Below are 21,990 nucleotides of genomic sequence, written 5' to 3'. Positions count from 1 at the left end.
TATAAGAGACTGCAATTTATATAAATTGCAGTCTCTTATATTATTTTGCTATTGTAGCACACCTAGTTGTCTTAATTCATCTAAAAATTGTTCGAAGTTTAGCACCCTTGAAGAATCTAATATAATTTTTGCGTTTCGCATCATTCTTTTATCCTCAGTTACAAGCGTATAATCTTCATTCTTTTCGCAAATACTGATTAAACTATAATCATTTATAGAAATTTTATCTCCATTATTAAAATAGATATTTCTGTTCTGCTCATATTTAATAAAATCACTTTCTCCAGATTTTTCAGTATAACTATCACCTGTGTTAGTTATAATATGCCCTAACAACTTCATAAATTTAGTTGATAATACGAAATCTTTATTGAATTTTACATACTCTTTTACGGACAACTCTCCAGCTATATCCTGAGATATTTTAAAATCGATATAGTCTGTAGTTTCAATAGAATCGAGTAAATCAGGATATTTATTCCACACTTTTATAACTATATTGGCATCTAATAAATACTCTTTACAAATCATTTTTTTATCTCCTTTTACAAGTAAATCTATATTAGATTCTAATAAAAAGCTATCAGTGTACATTTTAACCACCTACTACTAGTCTTATTTATATTATATTCTGAATATAAATAAATTGTTAACTATTATTAAATTTCCTACTTATTTTTTCTTGATAAATGTAAATAATAACATTATAATTTTGATAGTGCGTTTAAATAATTACAAATTCAAGAAAGGAGTAGCTGCTACACTACAGCAAAAATAGAACTATGGAAGTACATGTATATTTAAAAGGTAGTAAACAAGCTGTTATTTATAAAGGGGACAGAATTGATGTATTGGATTTTGAAATGAAAGGAATTAAATATAAACAAATAAGGTATTTTAGAAAAGGACTCAGTAAAAGTGAGCTAGTAGAAGAAGAATCAATAAAAAAAATAGTTAAAATGGAGATATAATAAAACCTACATCCATACTGTGGATGTAGGTTTTATTATACCTTTTATTTCCTTTTTTTTATTTTTAGCCTTACTTTTATTATCTTTCCTACTTCCAAAACTTGTTTTACTATTAGTATTTGAGGGCTTACTTTTCTTTTTAGAGTTTTTATCTATAGGTCTAGCTGAAGTCTTGCTTCTTATATTTTTGCCTTTTATTTCTTTTTCTTTGACATTTGAGTTACTAAAATGTTCGTTATTTTTCTTCCCTCTTGGTTTTATTAAACATTTAGGTGTAAAACCAATTAGATCTTCTCTATTTGCTTCTGTTAATGCTTCATATACTAAATCATATTTCATCGGATCTTTATATTGAAGTAACGCTCTTTGCATGGCTTTTTCATGCTTGGTTTTAGGTACATAAACTTCTTCAAGGGTATTTGGATCAAGTCCTGTATAAAACATTGTTGTTGAAGGTGTACCTGGGGTTGGATAAAAATCCTGAACCTGTTCAGGTTGGTAATTAATATCTCTAAGGTATTCTGCTAGTTCTACTGCTGAACTTATTGTACAGCCTGGGTGACTAGACATTAAATAAGGAATAAGATATTGCTTTTTTCCTATTTTCTCAGTAGCTTTATAAAATTTTTCCTTGAACTTATCATAAGTTTTACCCGCTGGTTTGCCCATGAATTTTAAAACTTTATGGGCGACATGCTCAGGTGCTACTTTTAATTGGCCACTGACATGATGCTCAATAAGTTCATTAAAAAAGGTATCATTCTTATCTGCCATAATATAATCATATCGTAGCCCCGAACGTACAAAAACTTTTTTAACATTAGGTAATTCTCTAAGTGATCTAAGAACGCCTAAATATTCCATGTGATCAACCTTTAAATTTTTACAAGGGCTAGGATGTAAACATTGCTTATCCTTGCAAGCACCTACCTTTAATTGTTTATCACATGCAGGTTGCCTAAAGTTAGCCGTAGGCCCTCCTACATCATGAATATATCCTTTAAAATCCTTAAGTTTTGTAATTTCCATTGCTTCTTGAACTATTGAATTTTCACTTCTACTTTGCACAATTCTACCTTGATGAAAAGTTATGGCACAGAAAGCACAGCTACCAAAACACCCTCTTGAACTAACTAAACTAAACTGAACTTCCTCTATAGCTGGTATTCCTCCGAGCTTTTCATAAATAGGATGGTAATTTTTTTGGTATGGCAAATTATAAACAGCATCTAATTCTTCTCTAGTAAGTGGCATTTCTGGTTTATTTTGAACTAGATACTTATTAGTATGCTTTTGTACTATAACTCCCCCCCTAATAGGATCTTGTTCATCATATTGTATTTTAAAAGCCTGTGCATATTTTTTCATATCAGTGCAAACTTCCTTATAAGAGGCTATTTCAACACAGTCACCTATATTTTCTATATCATCAGTCACATAACAAGTTCCTAGCACCTGTGTAATGGCTTTTATATCTATACCCTCATTTAGTTTATTTGCAACGTTAACAATTTGTTTCTCGCCCATTCCAAATACTAGTAAATCTGCTCCACTATCAATTAACATAGATTTGCGTACCTTATCACTCCAATAATCATAGTGTGCAAACCTTCTTAGACTTGCTTCTATGCCACCAATTACAATAGGAATACCTTTATAGGCTTCTCTTATTTTATTGCAGTAAACTATAGTTGCTCTGTCGGGTCTAAGTCCCATCTTCGCACCAGGAGAATAGAGATCTTTGTCTCTTAGCTTTTTACTCACTGTATAATGATTAACCATAGAATCCATATTACCAGAATTAACTAAAAATCCTAGTCTTGGTTTGCCAAGCTTTTTAAAATCTTCAGTGTCCTTCCAATCAGGTTGAGCTATTATTCCTACTTTATAGCCTTCATTTTCTAAAACCCTTGAAATAATTGCACTTCCGAAACTGTGATGGTCTACATATGCATCCCCAGTAACTAAAATAAAATCTAATTCAGTCCAACCTCTATCTATAATATCACTTTTACTAATAGGTAAATATTTATTATCCTTCATTATTTCCACCTTCTTTTGTTATAATCGTAATTCCTAATATCTAATTCAAAATACAATTATATCATTGTTTACGATTTATTTCTTTTTAAATAACAAATTAAATATATAGTTTACATCCCTCTTCAATATTACTAAATAATCCAACTCTAGATTCTAATACTGCCCTAGCACCTATTACCTTGGTAACAACTTGTCCAGATCTTAAATTTTCCATTTTTTTAATAACCTGCATGTGCTCATCTAGGAACAAAACATCAATATTAAATTTCATGAAAAATGTATGTATACTATTGCATGGATTTAAAAGAATAGCATTATGATGAGGTGTTTTTCTAAACATATACCCAAAAAGTCTTTTAGTAAATGAGTCAGCTATTAATACATCGAGTATTGTTTCATCTTTATATTTTAAAGTTTTAATCATTTCATCCCTCCTAGAGTATTTTAAAAATCTTTATAAGAGCCGGGCCCAAAATTACAATGAATATTGAAGGAAATATAAAAAATATAAGTGGAAATAACATCTTTATAGGTGCTTTCATGGCCGTTTCTCTTGCAATTTGCTTTCTACGTTCTCGTAATGATTCAGATTCAATTCTTAATACATTTGAAAGACCAACCCCTAAATCATCAGCTTGAATTAAAGAAGTAAGCAGCATAGATAGTTCCTTAACTTCACACCTTTGGCTCATATTTTTAAGTGCTACTTTTCTTTGTATTCCCATACGTATTTCTTTGAGAGTTTTTGCAAACTCATCACATAACTCTCCGCTTATATTTGCAATTACCCTTGACATTGCACCATCAAAAGACAATCCAGCTTCAACACTTACTGTTATTAAGTCTAGTGTATAGGGTAATTCTTTTACAATCATTTTCTTTCTTGCATTTATTTTTTTTGAAAGATAGAAATTAAAAAAGGTGCTAATAAGTAGCATTATAAGCAACGCAAGGAGTAGTGCTTTTAGAAAATCAGCTCCAATTATATAGATTAAAATGCCAAACAAAATTGAAAGAATCAACATAAACATTACTCTATTATATAGCCAATTCTCTGGGGTGTTACTTTTTAATAATCCTGCCTTTTCTAATTTTTTCTTGAGCATAATAATTTTGCGCTTTGGCGTTGCTTTAATTAGAAATTTACTTATTCGCTCATAAAAAGGTGTAAGTGCTCTTTGCGAAAAAGATATTTTATCAATATTTAATCTATTATCAGTATCAGAATCGATATTTTCAATTTGTTTTATTCTGTATCCAATGGTTATCTTGCCTTTACACAGAATAAGCATAGTTCCATAAGCGAACATAAATATAACTATAAAACAGGTAAATACTAAAATATATAACAATATTATCACCTCAATCATTATTTGTATTTTTCACTACATATCTATTTTAATAATTTTCCTTATCATAATTAAACCTAACATTTGATTTACAAATGCAACAATTAGCATTCCTATCCCAATAGGCGTTGTAACTAAAAGCATCATATACTCTTTATTTAATAAATAAAGAGTAATACCCAAGAAGAATGGAATAAGCATTACAATGATTCCAGATAATCTACCTTGCGCTGTTAAAGTTTTTAATTCATTTTGAATTTTTAGCCGCTCCCTTATAGTACCTGATATATTATCCAGTATCTCTGATAAGTTTCCACCTATATCCTTTTGGATCAAAATAGCATTTACTATTAGTCTAAGATCTTCTGAATCCATTCTATTTAGCAAATTTTGCAAAGCAATTTCTTCAGAGATTCCTAAACTCATTTCTTTTAGTAGTTTCTTAAATTCTTTAGCAAATGGATCTTCTGTTTCTTCAGATACTGCTGCTATAGCTTGTAAAAAAGAATAACCAGCTTTAAGTGAATTAGAGATTATCATTGTACCTTCATTAAGTTGTTCATTAAATAACTTAATGCTTTCTTTTTTTCTATTGGATATAATCATTTTAGGCAAGTTCCACATTATAATAAACACCAAAAACACTATAATATTTTTTTTTATAAGTGCATATGTTAAAAGTGCAAAAGCTGTTGATGTTAGCATTTTTATCACTAATAGTTCCTCTACTGTAATAGGAATATCGCTTTTCATTAGTTCAATTTCTAATTTTTTATCATGTTTTTCACTAAATTTAATATTGGGAATTAGATTTGATAATATTTTCAATAGGCTTGTTTTATTTTTGTTTTTATTTTCAATTTTTTCTTTTACTACATAATCACTATCATAGTATTTTAGTTTATCAATGGGCTTTTCCTTATAAAACATAGTTAGTATTGCACCTACAAGTGACCAAATAAAGAAAAATACAAGCAACATTATAATATATATCATTTTCATCACATCCACTTTTTATTTTAATCATATGAAAGGAATTAAATGTACTAATAAAATATGCCAGCAGGTATATTAATACCTCTTTCCTTGAATTTTTCAAGGAATTTAGGCATGACACCCATAAATACATATTCACCTTTGATTTTTCCTTTATTGTCCAATCCCTTTTGTTCAAATTTAAAAATATCTTGAAGGATTATAACTTCACCCTCCATACCTTGAACTTCTGTTATATGAGTTATTCTTCTACTACCGTCCATAAGTCTTGACTGTTGGATAATTAGTTCAATAGCTGAAGCCGTTTGATCTCTAATAGCCTTAATAGGTAGATTCATTCCAGACATAAGTACCATAGTTTCAAGTCTTGATAGCATATCTCTTGGAGAGTTTGCGTGACCTGTTGTTAATGAACCATCATGACCGGTATTCATAGCTTGAAGCATATCTAAGGTTTCTCCTGAACGCACTTCCCCTATTATTATTCGATCTGGTCTCATTCTTAAACTGTTTTTAACTAAATCTCTTATACTTACTTCTCCTTTACCTTCAATGTTAGATGGCCTTGTTTCAAGTCTCACAACATGTATTTGAGAAAGTTGTAGTTCCGCAGCATCTTCAATAGTAACAATACGTTCAGATTCCGGTATAAAAGAAGAAAGTACATTTAAAGTGGTAGTTTTTCCACTACCAGTTCCACCTGAAACAACAATATTTAAACGCCCTTCAACACAATATTTAAGGAGTTCTGCCATTTTTGAGCTGAGGGTTCCAAAATTTATTAAATCTTCTACTTTAAAAGGGTCCTCAGCAAATTTTCTTATAGTAATTGAAGGCCCGTCGATGGCTAAAGGTGGAATTATAGCATTTACTCTAGACCCATTTGGTAGTCTTGCATCAACCATAGGAGAGCTCTCATCTATTCTTCTTCCAATAGGTGCTACAATTTTTTTAATAACATGCATCACATGATTGTTATTTTTAAATTTAGCATCTGTAAGCACCAGTTTACCATCTCGTTCAATATAAACATGATCCGGACCATTAACCATAATTTCAGTTACACTTTTATCAGCAAGTAAAGCAGTAATAGGTCCAAAACCTATAATTTCATCCAATAGTTCTTCCTTTATCTTTTTCTTTTGATTTGTTGTCATGTTCAGGGATTCTTGTTCAATATGTTTTGTAACAATAAAATTTATTTCTTCCCTTAATTCTTCATTTTGATCTGATATATCATTAAAATCTATATCAAGCTCTTCTATTACTCTATTTTGAATTTTTACCTTTAACTCAAAATAAGGATCTACTTCTTTCTCTTCGAATTTATTACACTTTTTATCTACATTTACCTTTTCTAATCTTTTTATAAGGGACATTCTATCACCTCTACATTGCTAAGTCTTTACACATTATAGAAATAGCTTTTCCTATTTTTAACTTATCATATTTAGGACTATCACAGAATGGCTTGCCTTTATTCACTGAGGTACTAACTGTACTTTGCTCCTCAGGAATCATAGCAAAAATGCCATCCATAAATACTCCTTCAACTTCTGCCTTGCTTATTCCGTATTTAGTTGTAAAATTATTAATAATTAATTTAACTTTGTTTTTATCATATCCAAGAGACTTCATAACCCCTAGCCCTAATTTAGTATTTTTAAGAGCAACGATTTCCATGGTAGCAACAAATAATACTATTTCAGAAAGATCTAAAATATAAAGGGTGCTATCATTAAAATTAATGCCTGTATCAATGATAATCACATCATACTGTTTTTTTAGGGTTTTTATCATTTTTTCAATGCTATCTTTCCCAATATACTCTGCTGCTTCAGGCTTGGTAGGAGCAAAAAGGATGTGAAGATTTTCATTAAATTCATGTAAGTAAGGTTTAATTTTTTCATAAGAGTCTAATTGTCCATCCTCAATAACATCAAGAATTGTTTTTTCTGAATATTTATTGACAAGCATTGATATATCTCCAAATTGTAAATCTAAATCTATTAGTAGAGTTTTTTTATGATACTCACGACTTAAAGTTACAGCACTATTTAGTGCTAAAATAGATTTTCCGACTCCGCCTTTGGAACTGAAATACGTTATGATTTTTGCAGTACTATGACCCTCTTCAAAGTTTGCTGCATTTATAGCCTTGTTTTTATATTTTTCATAGGTAGTAAGTATAGTATTAACTACTCCTTCATAGTTAAAAGGCTTAATAATATACTCTTTTGCTCCATGGAACATAGCTTTTTTTAAATATTCACTTTCAGCTTGCACCGACATAATAATTACTGTTACTGCTGGAAATTGATTTGTTATTTGTTCTGTAGCTTCCAGCCCATTAAGCACAGGCATATTGATGTCCATGAGTACAATATCTGGTTTTACTTTAGGAATAAGTTTTAAAACTTCTTCTCCATTGCCTGCTTCTCCAACAATTTCAAAAAAGTCATTTTCTAAAGTTAATATTTTCTTTATTACATTTCTTGTTTCTTCTATATCATCTGCAATTATTATTTTAATTTTACTCATAATTTCACCCCTATTCTTCTAGTACCGGGATTTTAATGCCTGTTCCAGTTTTAATTAAATTTTCATTCCATATTCCATTAATTTGTTTTAACAATGCATATTTTGTTGCATCTCCATAGAAATCTTCGCTTATTTTTCTTAAAGTGTCACCTTGTTTTATCACATAATAATCGTATTTTTTATAGTTATAATCGCCTGAATTAACCTTACTTTCTTCTGATGTTTTAGTCTTATATTCAGGAAATAAATCTCTCATTTCTTTAAAATCATCCAAAATAAGTTCTTGCCATAATGCACCTTCTGTTTTATGAATATAATCTGGTTTCAAGGGTCTTAACGCCAGTTTTAACTTACCAATATCCTCCGCCAGGGCTAACTTCTCTATATCAAAAATTGGCACAGATAACGTTACTAAGTAATTAGCAGGTATCTCTACTCTTTTTTCACTCTCTCTATTTAATACTTTATCTATTGCTAACACTTGAATATTTTGAAGTAGTATTTTTGTTATATCTGGTCTAACAATTTTTTCCCCATCTTTTTTCTCTGGTAAGGACACAATTACGTCAACAAAATCTCCTTGTTTGATAAGATCTGAAACGCCAGTACTTCCATTAACATTTATGGAAACACCTCTATTATTACCTTCTATTTTTAAACTCAATTCACTATCAAGTGAATTTATCAATTTATCTTTATGGAACCCTTCATCTTTTATTATACTTTCCTTGGTATATTTCCCCACAACACTAGACATATCCAAAATATAATTTTTAAATATTTCATTGTCAGGCAATTTAATTTCTTTAACCATACTTTTTTTTATTAAAGTTCTTGGTGCTATAGTTTCAGTTGCAACTAAAATAGTTTTTTCATTAACCGCTATTTCTGTCATTTTTAGTGGTTTTAAGTAAATGAAGATAACTATACTGCTTACCACCGCCAACATAAAAGATATTAAAATCAATCTTTTTCCTGTGTTTTTCATAAAGACACCACCCATACTCCTAATTCTTTAGTACTATTTAATAAGTTTTGAGCCATAGGCTCCAGTATCACTTAGTGTAATATCAATTTCTCCAGTTGTTACATATCTAATAAAGCGACCCTCAATTTCAGTTTTTCCTGAGTTCTTTTGAATGTTTTCTACATAAAACTCTCCAAAACCTACAACTAATATATCTTCTCTTCCATCTACCATTAAAGTATCTACTAAAGGCATCGTCCATAATCGAATAGAATTTCTTTTAAAATCATTAAAACTACTTGATTCGGAATTAATATAATTTTTAATTTCATTGGTGGCACCAGCCATGTTACCTGGCTCTGTATCAATCCTATCACCCACAGTTATAATGCCGCTATAACCATAAAGTGCATTTGTTCTAAATACATTTGTACCTGTTCCTCCTAGTGCCACTGCACCATAATTACCATGATATCCATCTCCACCGCCTTCTTTAAGGGTTACAACGTCACCATAAGAAAAGTCAAATATTTCAACCGCAAAGGGTCGAACACCACCTTTTACTGATTTGACAGGTGCTATAATTGCTTTCGTAATTGCATTTACATCACTGCTATCTATCCCAAATACTGGTGCAAAAAAATGATCCACAGTTTTTATTCCAACCATTTCTATGCTTTTATTATCAGCACTTATAGTAATTGAAACTTTGCTTGGATCAACATTATTCTTTTCTATATATTCTGTAGCGACATCTTTTGCTTTAATGGGATCTGCAGGTAACTCTAAGCTAGCGGCTAATACTGCAGAATCAATAGCATTAGATAATTTTACTTTTTCTACATAAATTAAACCAATATCCACAACATAAGCTGTAAACCCCAATAGTGCTGTGAAAACTAAACATAATATAATAGCTACATTCCCTTTGTTATCCAATTTACGCATTATATCATCTCCTAAAGAGCTTAAAACTCTCCTCTCATTCTATTCTCATTGATGTTTGCGCTTTTAAAACCACCACATCATTCAAGATATTACTTATAATAGGAATAGTTACCTGGTAGTCATATACAACTTCTACCGTAAGGGTTTCACCAGATTTTCTACTTCCATCAGATGGTGTTATGTTTATTATTAGATTCTCAGTGTCTAAAGTGGGAGAAATGTTAGTTATTAGTTCACTAATCTCTGAATCAGAACCAGCTACTATCCCAAGTCTAGCACCTTCCCTAGCTGAATTATTAATGGTTAGATATGAATTTAGCATTAAGCCAAATTCCAAAATCCCCATAAGTACCAACAATAAAATAGGGAGTAAAATAGAAAACTCTACAAGTGATTGTCCTTTTTCATTTTTTAAACTTTTCACACTAATCACCTCTATTATAGTAGAGAGTTGAAAGATAAGATGAAGGAAATTCCCCTAATTAGCTAAAAAGTAATAATTGTACTTTTTATTAGCTAACATAAAATCAACTTTTACTCTTAATGTTCAACTCTCCACTGGAAGAATAATTCATTACTATAGTTTATCTACAATTTCTTGGAATTTAGCTGCAATAGCCGGTCCAAGTACTACAAGTACAGCAATTACAACTACAGCTATTAGTCCTACTAATAATGCATACTCTACCATACCTTGTCCTTTTTCTTCTCTAACCTTTAATGACACATGGTTCATAAAATACTTTAACATAATAATTCCTCCTCTAATTTGTTTTATTTGTTCTATTAAGCTTATTATATTCCTAAATATAAACGCATATAAGATACTAAAAGTCACTATCTATAGAGCTAAAAGTCTATAAAAAATAGGACCTTAGTCCCTAATGAATATAGAGACAAGATCCCTCTTAAATTGTTAATAAATTGCCCTTAATACTTGGAATCATAATACTGCTGGATGTGCATTTCTATTGCAAAAATAGTAGCTTTTACACGATCATGTGCTTTTATTTTTCTAAACAAAATCGTCGCATAGTTCTTCACTGTCTTTTCTGATAAAAAAAGACGTTCTCCAATATCTTTGTTACTGAGTCCCTTAGAAATATATAATAAAACTTCAACTTCTCTTTTTGTAAGGGAATCTAAAATAGGCTGCTCTTTTTTATCTTTATTTTTAAACCGCGAGAAAAGAAGAGATACTAGTGATTTATCAATATACTTGTCCCCTTTGTGCACAGTTTTGATGGCCTCTACAATTTCTGTACCAGCCGATTCTTTAAGGACATACCCATCTGCCCCCTTATCAATAGCATCCATAATAAAAGATTTTTCATTTTCAACTGTGAGCATGATTATTTTTATATTTTGTAGTTCTTTCTTAGCTCTTTGAAGGACTTCAAGCCCGTCCATTAAAGGCATTTTCATATCCAATAATATGATATCAGGTTCACATACCTTTAACATATCTATCACTTTCTGACCATTTTCAGCCTCTCCCAGAATAATTATGTTTTCCTCAAAACCAATTATTCTCTTTAATCCTTGTCTAATTAGGTCGTGATCATCTGCTATTAATACCTTAATTTCCTCTTTTTTCATCTCTAATCACCTCTCGATTAACAGGAAGCACAACATTATAAACCGAACCCGCTCCACTTGAAGATTCTATATGAATTTCACCTTGTAATTGTTTTACTCTATCCAATATGCCAATAAGCCCATAAGAATTTCCTTTTGTTTTCACCATTTTTAAAGTTTCTTCCACATCAAAGCCAATACCATCATCTGATATAAGTAGTCTTAAATATTTTGTACCGTAATCTAATTTAACATCTACATGTTTTGCCTTTGAATGCTTTTTTATATTATTGAAAACCTCTTGAATAATACGAAATACTGCTAGTTGAATAATTGATTCTACCTCTGTCTGCATTGGTTTTAATTTTAATACAATATCCATATTAAAGTCTTCTGAGATAGTCTTTACAGTTTGTTCAATGGTTTTATTTAAGCCTAAATCATCTAGGGACATAGGTCTTAAATCAAAAATAATACTTCTAACTTCTTTTAAGGCTACTTTTACACTTTCTTTTAAATCTACCAATTCGTTTAATCCTGCATTTAAATCCTTTTGGATAATCATAGAACAAATATCTGTTTTCATAATAATATTAGCAATATGTTGTGCAGGTCCATCATGAATATCCCTTGATATTCGTTTTCGCTCATTTTCTTGTGCTTCTAATATTTTAATTCCTATAAACATCTCGGAATTTTTGTCAGCACCTTCTAAAACTGAAAGAATATCCCCTTCTAAATATCCCATAGCGATACTTATTTGGTTAACTACTTTTTCTGAATTATCTATGTTCTTTATAGATTTTTTTAATGCTATTTCTAATGTATCTCTTCTTACTCTAAACTGCTTTTCTTCGTTTTGTTTCATAATAAACCTTACTCTGATTTCTGATGCTTTTTCATATACAGATTTAATTTCATCTTCGTTAAATGAGTTAAATTTTTTTGAAACCTGCACTAGCTTTTTACGCATAAGCTTATCCTGAACCTCAAGTGCGTCAACTTCGTTAATAACTTTGTCTATATCTCTTCTAATTACAACTAGTTCAGTTTTTAAATTTTCATACTCTAGTCGTGCATTATCAACTAGTTCAAGAATTTGTTCCCGACTATTACCAATTTGATTAATTATTTTTTTTATAATATCATTAATGTGACCAATATCTATGTTTGAATTATTCATTAGTATAACACCTACTTCTATTGATTTTTCATAGTAAATAGAAATTAAACAGCCTACAATAGGTATATCGTCTAATATTAGAATTACCTAATAGACATTTTCACTTTAAATCACGAATTATATAATTTAATTTAATTATACTTAAAATTTCATAATACTTATAAAGTTAAAGGCAATAAAACTTCCTAGTGATAGAAATGGTCCAAAAGGTATATAATCTTTTCGCTTTTTTATATTTAAAAGAAGTAACAATATACTTATGACAGAGGCCAATATAAATGCTAAAAGTAATGCAAATAAAGTTCCTTTGAATCCCAAAAATATTTCAAGTGCAAACATAAGTTTAATATCTCCACCACCTAAAACGCCAGGTACAAGTGCTAAGATTAGCATTAACCCACCTCCAAACACCATTCCACCTACTGCATTTACAAAAGATATATCATCAATAGATGAAAATATAACGCCCACTACTAATGTGAAAATAATTATTTTATCAGGAATGATTTCATGCTCAATATCAATAAATGAAACAACAATAAGTATAGAATTTAGCACTAATGCCTTAACAAGAATCACGTTTAACCCTATTTGTAAAAATGATATTAAAAATAATATGGCACTGATTAAAATAACTAGAATATTTTTAATCCTAACCTTGATGTGGTTTTGAGACTTTTTATAATACGTAACACCTATATATTTTTCCATATTTTTTTTTCTTACGACTATACAAGAAATTTTTTCTATAACTATATTAAGAAGGAAACCACATATTATTCCACCGATAAAAAACACTATAGCCATAATTCCATCCTTTCGTGAATACTTAAAATTTCACATGTTTATTTCTTTATTATTCTTAGAAGCTATCTTAATTGTGTTTGCATATAAAAAATAGTATATAAAATTAATTATATACTATTTTACTTGTTTTTAATTAGAAAGCTTAAAGTTATTAATCTGCTCATTCATTTTAACAGTCATATTTAGATTAACATTTTTTGTATATTTACGTATAATAAAATAATACGTGCTTTTAAATAATAACAAGGAGAAAATATATGGTAAATTCAATAAACAACAAAATTGAACAAGGTTTTAAAATAAATATTAAGAATGGTAATGGCATTTATGATACTGGGTTAAATAATACATTTTGGTCAAGGCTAAATATAACAGCTAAAATAATTGAACCTCAAAATGGCATTTGGGACATTATAATTAGAGATAAAACCAATAAAAATTTAGTTATTTTCCATAATAATCATATGTTACATGATAAAGAGGTTTCGTTTAATTATATAACAGGCCTAAGAACAAATCTCGTAATTGAAGCTAATTGGACTGAAGCTAAAGATACAATCCTAAGTGGTGAAATATGTATTTTGTATTAAACCTCATCATTCACTTTTTCTAACAGTGCTAAAAAATCTTCTTCGTTTTTACATTCTAGATATTTATCTATAAGGGACCTAGTAGACATTTTATTAAGCCCCTTATATCCATTATCTATTATATCAGTCAATACATTTATGAAATAGTCTTTACTTTTATCTATATCTACAAGCATTTTATGGGATAGATCATTTATTATTTCTTTTTTTATATTTTCGCGAAGCTTTTCAGTGTATTCTTTCATAAATATTTGTGTTTCTTCCGGGTACTTCGAAAAATCTCCCGACATTACATCTTCAATTTTCATCTAAGCATCTCCTTAGGGTTTTCTATTTTTAATGCCTCTTTTACTATGACAATTCCAAGTAATCCAGGTCCTGTATGAACTCCGGCAACTGGACTTATTTCTCCAAAGGATAATCTCGTAATGTTTTGAAGTCCGGAAATTGTGTCAGAAAAAGGCTTTACTTCTTCATATGCTCCACCATGCATAACCCAAATTTTACAAGGTGACTCTTTAAGAGCTTCTCTTGCTATATCTACGAGTTTACTTGTAGCTTTCTTTTTTCCCTTAGCCTTTGCATAAGTATAGTATACGCCATCACTGTTAATTGAAATTATTGGTTTTAAATTCAACAGTTCACCTATAGTTCCAGCTACTTTTCCAATTCTACCACCTTTAATTAGATATTTAAGTGTATCTACTGCATAGTAAACCGTAATTCTACTTCGTACTTCAGGTAGTACTTTCACAATTTCCTCAAAAGTTTTTCCGCATTTTATCATTTCACCACATTCTTCAACAATTGCAGCTTCTCCAATAGTTAATGATTTAGAATCAAAAACGCAGGTTTCTATAGACGGGTGATTTTCACTTACCAATCTAAACGTATTATATGTGCCTGATAAATTTGCAGATATTAATATTGCAATGGCATGAGTGTATCCTTCTTCTTCTAGCTTCAAATAAAGTTCTTCCATATCATTCATTGAAGGTAATGAAGTTGATGGAATTTCATGTATAAAATTATCATAAACTTCTTTCGGGGTAATAGTTACTCTGTCAATGTATTCTTTATCCTTATATATAATTCTTAATGGAAGTACTTTTAAATCATATTTTTGAATCATTTCACTATCAACATCAGATGTACTATCTGTAATAAGTGCAATCTTACTCATTTTAACTTCACCTTTCAAAATAAATTATGTTTCTTATTTGGCAATTGCATGTTTTGCAATCATTGCCGCTCCAATTATACCAGCTTTATTGCCAAGCTCTGCTAGAACAATTTTAGCAATAGGTAATTCTTCATAATATTTATTGGCTATTACTTCCTTTGTAATTCTATCTAAAAGATATTGTCCTGCCCCTGAAACTCCGCCACCTAATACTATTATTTCTGGGTCAATAAAATTGATTATGTTGAGTATTCCTATACCTAGATATTTGATTAACCTATCTACTGCTAAATTTGCTATTTTATCGCCTTCTTTAGCAGAATCAATTACCATTCTTGCATCTATATTGTTTATATTTCCTTCAGCTCTTTCAAGAATTGTAGTAGGTTCATTAAAATCTACAATTAATTTTTTCGTGTGTTTTATTATAGCAGTGGACGATGCAAATGTTTCTAAACAACCATTTCTTCCACAATTACAATTATAAAAATTTTCTCCCACAACTATGTGTCCTATCTCTGCACCTATCCCATTAAACCCACTATATATTTCTCCATTCAAAATAATTCCTCCACCAATGCCTGTTCCGATGGTAATCATGAGCCCACTTTTGCAATTTTTCATTGAACCACTTTCATACTCTGCCAGTGCAGCCACAGTAGCATCATTATCTATGTATACTGGCTTGTGAAGTGCCTTTTCTAACATTTCTCTTAAAGGTACATTTTTCCACCTAAGATTCACGCAAAGTATTACATTCCCATTACTATCAGCTAACCCAGGTATACCTATACCTATGGATTTTATTTCTTTTAAGTCCATATGATATTCCTCTAAAATATTATAGACTAAATCTATCATATCATCTATTATCTCCTGAGTTTTTCTTCCCACTTTTGTAGGACAGGATTTTTCATGTTTTATATTTCCCTTATCATCAACAATACCCGCCGCAATATTAGTGCCTCCTAAATCAATACCGATATACATATAAGTCTTCCTTTCATAGCCTCTGCTATAATTTGTTAATTGTGATACCTTCAAAATATATGAGTAAATTATACCATATATTTTAAATTATTCAGAGTTTTTATTCTTATGATCTTTTAGCTTATAAAATATTAATAACCTACCGTATATAATAATTATAGCACATCGGATAATATTTAAGGACACAGTTATGGTACTAAAACTGGATTTAAAATCGTTTTACATATTTTATCTAAATTTAGGTCATTATAATACATAAGTAGATTTATTAAATATATATATGAAAGGAAGTGTATTATATGAGATTATTACGTTGGGTAGGTGGAATTGTAGTCTTCTTTTGGGCATTAGGACTTGTATTTAGAATTGGAGGAGGTATGATTCATCTGTTACTTGTAATGGCTGCAATAGTATTTATTGTAGATTTGAGTTTAGAAAGAGGCAGAAGAAGAAAAACTTAGTTTACTCAGCAAACTGCAGTAATTAGTTTATTGTAAATATATATGATATAATATTCTAACATATATAAGGAATAAATTTATATGTGAAAGGTAGTGTTGTATATGGGATTTTTACGCTGGTTAGGTGGAATTGTAGTCTTCTTTTGGGTTTTAGGATTGGTACTTAAAATTGGTGGTGGCATGATCCATACATTACTTATTGTAGCTGCAATAGTATTTATTGTGGATAAGATTTCTAGCAAAAGAATTAGATAGAAATATTTTTAAAATAGTTTTCTATTTTTATTAACACTTTTTAAAAACGAACAAGTATATTTACATTTAAGCAAATATACTTGTTCGTTTTTCGTGAATTTTCAATAAATTTTAACTACATATAAATACATGTCTTTCAAATGTTCCTTTGGACACGGTACACCTATCATCTATATGAAAACCAACAGAGTTAATTTGTATCTCCATATCTTCAAATGTTATAATCACCATTTTATCTGCTATTCTACGTGTACTATCCATAATAGCTAACTGCTCCCCTGGAGTAATTTGAGTGAATATATTATAGGGAAGATCAACAATTGCTACATCAAATTTTTCTTTAATATCATGCATGTCACCAATAGTTATTACATCATCTTCATATCCAAAGTACCTAAGATTTGTCTTTGCATTTTTACCAATGTATTCGTTTATCTCATACCCTTTAATATTAAGATTCATTGAAATAGCTTCAATTAGAACTGTTCCAATGCCACAACAGGGATCCACAACACTACAATTCAGGTTATTACCTACGGCTATATTAACAAGTGATCTACAAACATTAACCTTTAGCGCATTAGAATAAGAAAAAGGCTTTGTATTGTGAAGTACCCAGTCAGATGTATTACTTTCACATTCACCGAATACCCATTGGTTTGCTATTTTTGTTATTCCAAACATAATTTCCGGTTTCTTCAGTTCAGCTTCTCCGAGTATACTATACCCTATTTAGAATTCAATCTTACGTGAATCATGAAAACCCATGATTTCATCAGTAGCATTTATATAAATAACCTTATAATTTATGCTAGTTAGTTTGTCTATTACAATTTGATCAATGATTTTTTCCATTGTGTCACCAGTATACATTATAGAAATACATTTTTTTATAAAAGGACTTCTAGACGTATCTACATAAATATCAGAAAATAAGTATTTATCCTGTAAGGGCTTATTAAAGAGGCTCTTCATTTCCATTTTGCATAAACTTTCTTCATCTTTAGAATAATTAGTTGTGTATAAGTATTTTTTTTCGTTTTGTGGAAGCTTAAACATTAAAGCACATCCTTTTACCTTTTATATTATTTTTATAACTTTTAAAAAATCATGAACTCTTTTCTCATATTCATCACTGTTTTTAGAATAAGCCTGCGCATGTCCTGCACCTAGGGCAATATATATATCTTTGTAGCCATTCTTTACTGAGTACATTTGATTACACATAAAAGTAGGTACATAGTCATCTTCTTCACCGTGAATAAACAATATTGGGATTTTCACCTTAGGTAGACTAGTTATAGGTGACACATCTTTAAAGTTCCATCCTACTCTCATCTTACAAATTTTACTTGATAATTTAATTAAGGGGAATTTTTTTATATTATAATCTTTTGCTAATCTGTACTTGAATAAATCTTCTGCATCAGAGTATCCACAGTCATCTATGCAAAATTTTATACGCGAGTCTATTACAATGTTTTGAAGGACTATTCCTGCCCCCATGGATTCTCCGTGCAACCCTACTATTATGTCGTTACCTAAATTATTATATAACCAATCTGTGCATTTTCTTAAATCAAACTTTTCGTAATAACCAAAAGAAGTATCTTTTCCACCACTTAATCCGTGATTTCTATGGTCATAGATAAACACAGCGAATCCTCTTTTTAAAAACATATCCATATATTTAATAGAACCATACAAGCTCCAAGTTATTCCGTGACACAATATTATAACTTTTTTTGAATTGTTATTTGGAAAGAAAAAACCATGGATTTTATAACCATATTCAGAATCTATATATATTTCTTGTTTTTCTAACTTGTTAAATTCTTCTATTTGAATATTACCTTTTTCTATTTCGTATTGGTATGTGTAGTTATATTTTGCAACCTTAGGATATAGAATTATTTTAGTAAAATGCCATGCTACAACAAAAGTAACAACAAAAAAAGCGATGATAATTAAAAGTGATATTAAAAGCACTATTTTAAACATTATAACACCTCCTAATAAAAGATCCTTATATTTTAGTATAAGGATCTTTTAAAATTATATATATAATTTAATATTAATTTCTTTTTTTCCTCATTATAAATAATATTATTGTACTAACTCCTACCAAAATTAATATGGTATAAATCCAAAAAGGTAAGGTTGTAAATATATTTGTAGCCTCATAGTGTATTACAATAGAACTTAGTGCAGGCACGACTAGAGTATCACCTCTAAATTGTTTTATAGTTTCAACTCCTGCACTTTCACCATCTACTACAATATTCCAAGTCCCCTTCTTAGATAATTTAATTGTTGTATCTTCTTTATTTGCATTAAAAGCTACTACAATGTTAGCCCAAGTATCCATATTTGCATTATAATTCATTTCATATGCTACCACATTTTTAGGTACTTCTAAGAATTTTAAGTTTTTCTTAATCATATCTGCTGATGTCATTCTGAAGGCTGGATGTGCTTTTCTTAACGCTATTAAGCCTTTAAAATAATCAACAGTTTCAACGTTCTGAGATTTTCTTTCCCAATCAAGATTGTTTACAGCATCAGAAGATTTATAAGAGTTTGCATCTCCGCCTTTGGTTCTTAAAAATTCCTGACCAGCCTGAAAGAATGGTATGCCTTGGGAAGTAAGTATTATAGACTCAGCCAATCTATCCATTTTCAATCTTGTTTTATCATCATCCTTTGGGTTTGTTAGAAGAAGTTTATCCCATAATGTATTATTATCATGAGACTCTACATAAGTAACAGATTGTATGGGTTCTACCTTTCCCCAAGTAGTTATCTCACTGGAGTAATCTATTCCACCAACTATTCCTTTTTTTATGCTTGCTTCAGTATTAGTTTTGCCGTTTACAAATCCCTTGTCTGTTGCTTCAAATACACTACCTTTTATTCCATCCCTTATTGTATCGTTAAAGTAGCCAATTCCAGGCATTTTGCTGGCATTTTTTTGGATTGCTTTCATATCAGTTGTAAGCGTAGTCCCCATATCAAAGCCCTCTCCGATAACTAAAATAGAGGGGTTTAAACTGCTTAAACTCTTTCTAACTTCAGTCATTGTTTGTATATCAAGAAGACCCATAAGGTCAAATCTAAATCCATCAAAATTATATTCATTTGCCCAATACATTACTGAATCCACTATGAATTTCCTTGCCATTGCATTTTCTGAAGCAATAGTATTTCCACATCCACTTTCATTAGCGTTTTTACCATCTTCAGTATATCTAAAATAATATCCAGGCACTAATTTATTAAAATTAGAATCATTGCTACTGAACATGTGATTATAAACTACGTCCATGGTTACCCTTAGCCCTTTGTCGTGTAGTGCTTGCACTGCTTGTTTCAATTCTTTAACTCTAAGGTTTGGATTATATGGATCTGTTGAATAACTTCCTTCAGGGGCATTATAGTTTTTTGGATCATATCCCCAGTTAAATTGAGGATTTTCTGAAGTCTCATCTACACTAGCATAATCAAATACTGGCATAAGTTGCACATGAGTTACTCCTAAGTCTTTTATATAATCAATACCCGTTTTTTTGCCATCGACTCCAACTGTTCCTGTTTCAGTTAAAGCTAAAAATTTACCTTTGTTTTCCATGCCGCTAGATTTATCATTAGAAAAATCTCTAACATGTAATTCATAAATAATTGTATCTGTTAAATTTTCTAATTTCGGTTTTTCTTTTGGCTTCCACGTTTCTGGGTTTGTTTCATTTAAGTCTATTACAGCTCCCTTTTCTCCATTTGCAGCCACAGAACGAGCATAAGGGTCAACTGCTTCTGTCCAAATTCCTCCTATATTAACTTTGTAAGTATAAAATATACCCTTTTGGTCTCCAACTAAATCAACAGTCCATGTTCCTTTTTCTCCTTTACTCATAACAGCTTCATTGCCAACTTTAGCATCCCACTTTTCGTAGGTTACAAGCTTAACCTCAGTTGCAGTTGGTACCCATACTCTAAAGCTTGTTTTAATGTTAGAATAAGTATTACCTAAGTCATTTCCATCATAATAAAACATTTTTTCAAAGCTAGCACTTCCCATTACATCACCAAGAACTACTTCCATATCTTGGAATCCCGCCTTAGAAACCGCAAGTTTTTGACCTGGGTTCACATTTAAAGCAAGCTCTATTTTAGCAGTAGTTGTAGTAGCATCCACTACTTCATCACTAGTTATGTTATCTATTTTTGCATCCACTCCATCAACCTTAACGGTAATACCTTCATTACTCTCTGATGTAAATGGAATTGCTATGTTCGTTTCTATGCTTATGATATTTAGTTCATCTAATTTTGCAACTGTAAATTTACCTGATTTATCCAGAGATGCCACAGTATTACTCGGGGAAATTGCTTCAGCTAGAGAGTAATATACCTTAGTATCGCCTCCATTAATCCAAATTTCGGAAACACCCTCTTTGAAGTTCTCGATATATCTATCATCCTCAGTGTCTTTTTCTCCTTCATCAGTACGAACTATAAATCCTACTTTATTTAAGTCTCCATCAAACTGTGCCTCGCAAACCTGACCAAATGTATCTTTTTTAGTAAAATCAAATTTACTTCCATCCTTTTTATCTGGCCACATCCACATGTTCCATTTTAAATCACTTTTGGCATCTTTAGCATAATGAACAATTATCTTTGTTTTACCGCTTAGAGCAAGCGTCTGAACACTTGGAAATATCAAAAACAATTGTGAAAAAACTAGAATAATCGCAAGAAAAACAATCAACACTTTCCTGGCGTTATTCTTTATATTGACGTTCATAATATTCCTCCTCAAAAAAAAATATGCTTTCTTGTTAAGTATTCCACGCAAAATTAATAAACCCTCTCTTTAATAGAAATTATTAATAAAAATCATTAATTAATAAGTCTCTCTAGCACTTTATTTTTTGCGTGATATAATACTATTAGGTCAGCTGACACTATATAAATAATACTATGAAGGCATGTAAGCGATGGAACACCTACCGTATCCTAAAAAACAAGCTCCACATCAATGTTGTGAAGCTTGTTTTTTAATAAAATCCTTCTTTTGCAATTTTCTTTATATAGTTATACTGTTTTCTAATAAGTTTCTTAAATTCAG

The 21,990-nt window shown here is 30.3% G+C and carries 25 protein-coding genes; 4 read left to right on the top strand and 21 right to left on the bottom strand.

Annotation, left to right across the window (positions count from 1 at the left end; genetic code table 11):
• Positions 1 to 48: 48 nt before the first annotated feature.
• Positions 49 to 594, bottom strand: coding sequence for a hypothetical protein (locus tag JJD95_RS10040; RefSeq protein ID WP_291642880.1), 546 nt, complete (start codon positions 592 to 594; stop codon positions 49 to 51).
• A 188-nt stretch (positions 595 to 782) separates the two neighbouring features.
• On the opposite strand from JJD95_RS10040, the gene JJD95_RS10035 reads away from it, so the two are divergent.
• Entirely contained in the window at positions 783 to 971 is a 189-nt protein-coding gene (locus JJD95_RS10035; protein WP_291642879.1) for a hypothetical protein, read from the top strand.
• Positions 972 to 977: 6 nt separating this feature from the next.
• On the opposite strand, the gene JJD95_RS10030 is transcribed toward JJD95_RS10035, so the two are convergent.
• From JJD95_RS10030 to JJD95_RS09970, 13 genes are all read right to left on the bottom strand, one after another.
• A complete protein-coding gene (locus JJD95_RS10030) occupies positions 978 to 3,014 on the bottom strand; it encodes a YgiQ family radical SAM protein (RefSeq protein WP_291642878.1) in 2,037 nt (678 codons plus the stop codon).
• A gap of 97 nt (positions 3,015 to 3,111) precedes the next feature.
• Positions 3,112 to 3,438 carry a DUF192 domain-containing protein gene (locus tag JJD95_RS10025; protein WP_291642877.1) on the bottom strand — a complete coding sequence of 109 codons (327 nt, stop codon included), beginning with the start codon at positions 3,436 to 3,438 and terminating at the stop codon, positions 3,112 to 3,114.
• Positions 3,439 to 3,448: 10 nt separating this feature from the next.
• Positions 3,449 to 4,366, bottom strand: a complete 918-nt coding sequence (locus tag JJD95_RS10020) for a type II secretion system F family protein (RefSeq protein ID WP_291642876.1) — start codon at positions 4,364 to 4,366, stop codon at positions 3,449 to 3,451.
• A gap of 33 nt (positions 4,367 to 4,399) precedes the next feature.
• Positions 4,400 to 5,359 (bottom strand): type II secretion system F family protein, encoded by a 960-nt coding sequence (locus JJD95_RS10015; RefSeq protein WP_291642875.1) that lies wholly within the window; start codon positions 5,357 to 5,359, stop codon positions 4,400 to 4,402.
• 50 nt (positions 5,360 to 5,409) lie between these two features.
• Positions 5,410 to 6,738: a CpaF family protein gene (locus JJD95_RS10010; RefSeq protein ID WP_291642874.1), complete on the bottom strand. Its 1,329-nt coding sequence runs from the start codon at positions 6,736 to 6,738 to the stop codon at positions 5,410 to 5,412.
• A 10-nt stretch (positions 6,739 to 6,748) separates the two neighbouring features.
• Entirely contained in the window at positions 6,749 to 7,900 is a 1,152-nt protein-coding gene (locus JJD95_RS10005) for a response regulator (RefSeq protein ID WP_291642873.1), read from the bottom strand.
• A gap of 10 nt (positions 7,901 to 7,910) precedes the next feature.
• The gene (gene cpaB, locus JJD95_RS10000) at positions 7,911 to 8,888 is read right to left on the bottom strand and encodes a Flp pilus assembly protein CpaB (protein WP_291642872.1); all 978 of its coding nucleotides are present in this window, start codon (positions 8,886 to 8,888) and stop codon (positions 7,911 to 7,913) included.
• Between the two features lie 33 nt (positions 8,889 to 8,921).
• Positions 8,922 to 9,815: a pilus assembly protein TadG-related protein gene (locus JJD95_RS09995; protein ID WP_291642871.1), complete on the bottom strand. Its 894-nt coding sequence runs from the start codon at positions 9,813 to 9,815 to the stop codon at positions 8,922 to 8,924.
• A gap of 34 nt (positions 9,816 to 9,849) precedes the next feature.
• Positions 9,850 to 10,239 carry a TadE/TadG family type IV pilus assembly protein gene (locus JJD95_RS09990; RefSeq protein WP_291642870.1) on the bottom strand — a complete coding sequence of 130 codons (390 nt, stop codon included), beginning with the start codon at positions 10,237 to 10,239 and terminating at the stop codon, positions 9,850 to 9,852.
• 153 nt (positions 10,240 to 10,392) lie between these two features.
• A complete protein-coding gene (locus JJD95_RS09985; RefSeq protein ID WP_291642869.1) occupies positions 10,393 to 10,566 on the bottom strand; it encodes a Flp family type IVb pilin in 174 nt (57 codons plus the stop codon).
• A gap of 179 nt (positions 10,567 to 10,745) precedes the next feature.
• Positions 10,746 to 11,414 carry a response regulator transcription factor gene (locus JJD95_RS09980; RefSeq protein ID WP_291642868.1) on the bottom strand — a complete coding sequence of 223 codons (669 nt, stop codon included), beginning with the start codon at positions 11,412 to 11,414 and terminating at the stop codon, positions 10,746 to 10,748.
• A complete protein-coding gene (locus JJD95_RS09975; RefSeq protein WP_291642867.1) occupies positions 11,395 to 12,576 on the bottom strand; it encodes a sensor histidine kinase in 1,182 nt (393 codons plus the stop codon). The genes JJD95_RS09980 and JJD95_RS09975 overlap by 20 nt, the downstream gene beginning before the upstream one ends.
• 141 nt (positions 12,577 to 12,717) lie before the next feature.
• Positions 12,718 to 13,383 (bottom strand): A24 family peptidase, encoded by a 666-nt coding sequence (locus JJD95_RS09970; RefSeq protein ID WP_291642866.1) that lies wholly within the window; start codon positions 13,381 to 13,383, stop codon positions 12,718 to 12,720.
• 257 nt (positions 13,384 to 13,640) lie between these two features.
• Between JJD95_RS09970 and JJD95_RS09965 the strand changes: the two genes are divergently transcribed.
• Positions 13,641 to 13,973 (top strand): hypothetical protein, encoded by a 333-nt coding sequence (locus JJD95_RS09965; protein WP_291642865.1) that lies wholly within the window; start codon positions 13,641 to 13,643, stop codon positions 13,971 to 13,973.
• Here JJD95_RS09965 and JJD95_RS09960 read toward each other — a convergent pair.
• From JJD95_RS09960 to JJD95_RS09950, 3 genes are read right to left on the bottom strand one after another with little or no spacing between them, the layout of a single operon-like run.
• Entirely contained in the window at positions 13,970 to 14,281 is a 312-nt protein-coding gene (locus tag JJD95_RS09960; protein WP_291642864.1) for a hypothetical protein, read from the bottom strand. The two genes, JJD95_RS09965 and JJD95_RS09960, sit on opposite strands and share 4 nt — an antisense overlap.
• Positions 14,278 to 15,156 (bottom strand): DegV family protein, encoded by an 879-nt coding sequence (locus tag JJD95_RS09955; protein WP_291642863.1) that lies wholly within the window; start codon positions 15,154 to 15,156, stop codon positions 14,278 to 14,280. The genes JJD95_RS09960 and JJD95_RS09955 overlap by 4 nt, the downstream gene beginning before the upstream one ends.
• A 33-nt stretch (positions 15,157 to 15,189) precedes the next feature.
• Positions 15,190 to 16,146 (bottom strand): ROK family glucokinase, encoded by a 957-nt coding sequence (locus JJD95_RS09950; RefSeq protein WP_291642862.1) that lies wholly within the window; start codon positions 16,144 to 16,146, stop codon positions 15,190 to 15,192.
• Between the two features lie 299 nt (positions 16,147 to 16,445).
• Here JJD95_RS09950 and JJD95_RS09945 point away from each other — a divergent pair, with 299 nt between their 5' ends.
• The gene (locus JJD95_RS09945) at positions 16,446 to 16,607 is read left to right on the top strand and encodes a lmo0937 family membrane protein (protein ID WP_291642861.1); all 162 of its coding nucleotides are present in this window, start codon (positions 16,446 to 16,448) and stop codon (positions 16,605 to 16,607) included.
• Positions 16,608 to 16,709: 102 nt separating this feature from the next.
• Entirely contained in the window at positions 16,710 to 16,862 is a 153-nt protein-coding gene (locus tag JJD95_RS09940; protein ID WP_291642860.1) for a lmo0937 family membrane protein, read from the top strand.
• Positions 16,863 to 16,973: 111 nt separating this feature from the next.
• Here the strand turns inward: JJD95_RS09940 and JJD95_RS09935 are convergent, their stop codons facing one another.
• From JJD95_RS09935 to pulA, 4 genes are all read right to left on the bottom strand, one after another.
• A complete protein-coding gene (locus tag JJD95_RS09935; protein ID WP_291642859.1) occupies positions 16,974 to 17,546 on the bottom strand; it encodes an SAM-dependent methyltransferase in 573 nt (190 codons plus the stop codon).
• A 48-nt stretch (positions 17,547 to 17,594) separates the two neighbouring features.
• Entirely contained in the window at positions 17,595 to 17,921 is a 327-nt protein-coding gene (locus JJD95_RS09930) for a hypothetical protein (RefSeq protein WP_291642858.1), read from the bottom strand.
• A 21-nt stretch (positions 17,922 to 17,942) separates the two neighbouring features.
• A complete protein-coding gene (locus JJD95_RS09925; RefSeq protein WP_291642857.1) occupies positions 17,943 to 18,863 on the bottom strand; it encodes an alpha/beta hydrolase in 921 nt (306 codons plus the stop codon).
• 73 nt (positions 18,864 to 18,936) lie between these two features.
• Positions 18,937 to 21,666, bottom strand: coding sequence for a type I pullulanase (gene pulA / locus JJD95_RS09920; RefSeq protein ID WP_291642856.1), 2,730 nt, complete (start codon positions 21,664 to 21,666; stop codon positions 18,937 to 18,939).
• Positions 21,667 to 21,990: the final 324 nt, after the last annotated feature.

It is taken from the genome of Clostridium sp., assembly GCF_016650035.1.
Taxonomy (GTDB): Bacteria; Bacillota; Clostridia; order Clostridiales; family Clostridiaceae; genus Clostridium_AD.
Note: the sequence above shows the minus strand (reverse complement) of the source record. Positions and strands in the feature narration are given on the sequence as shown.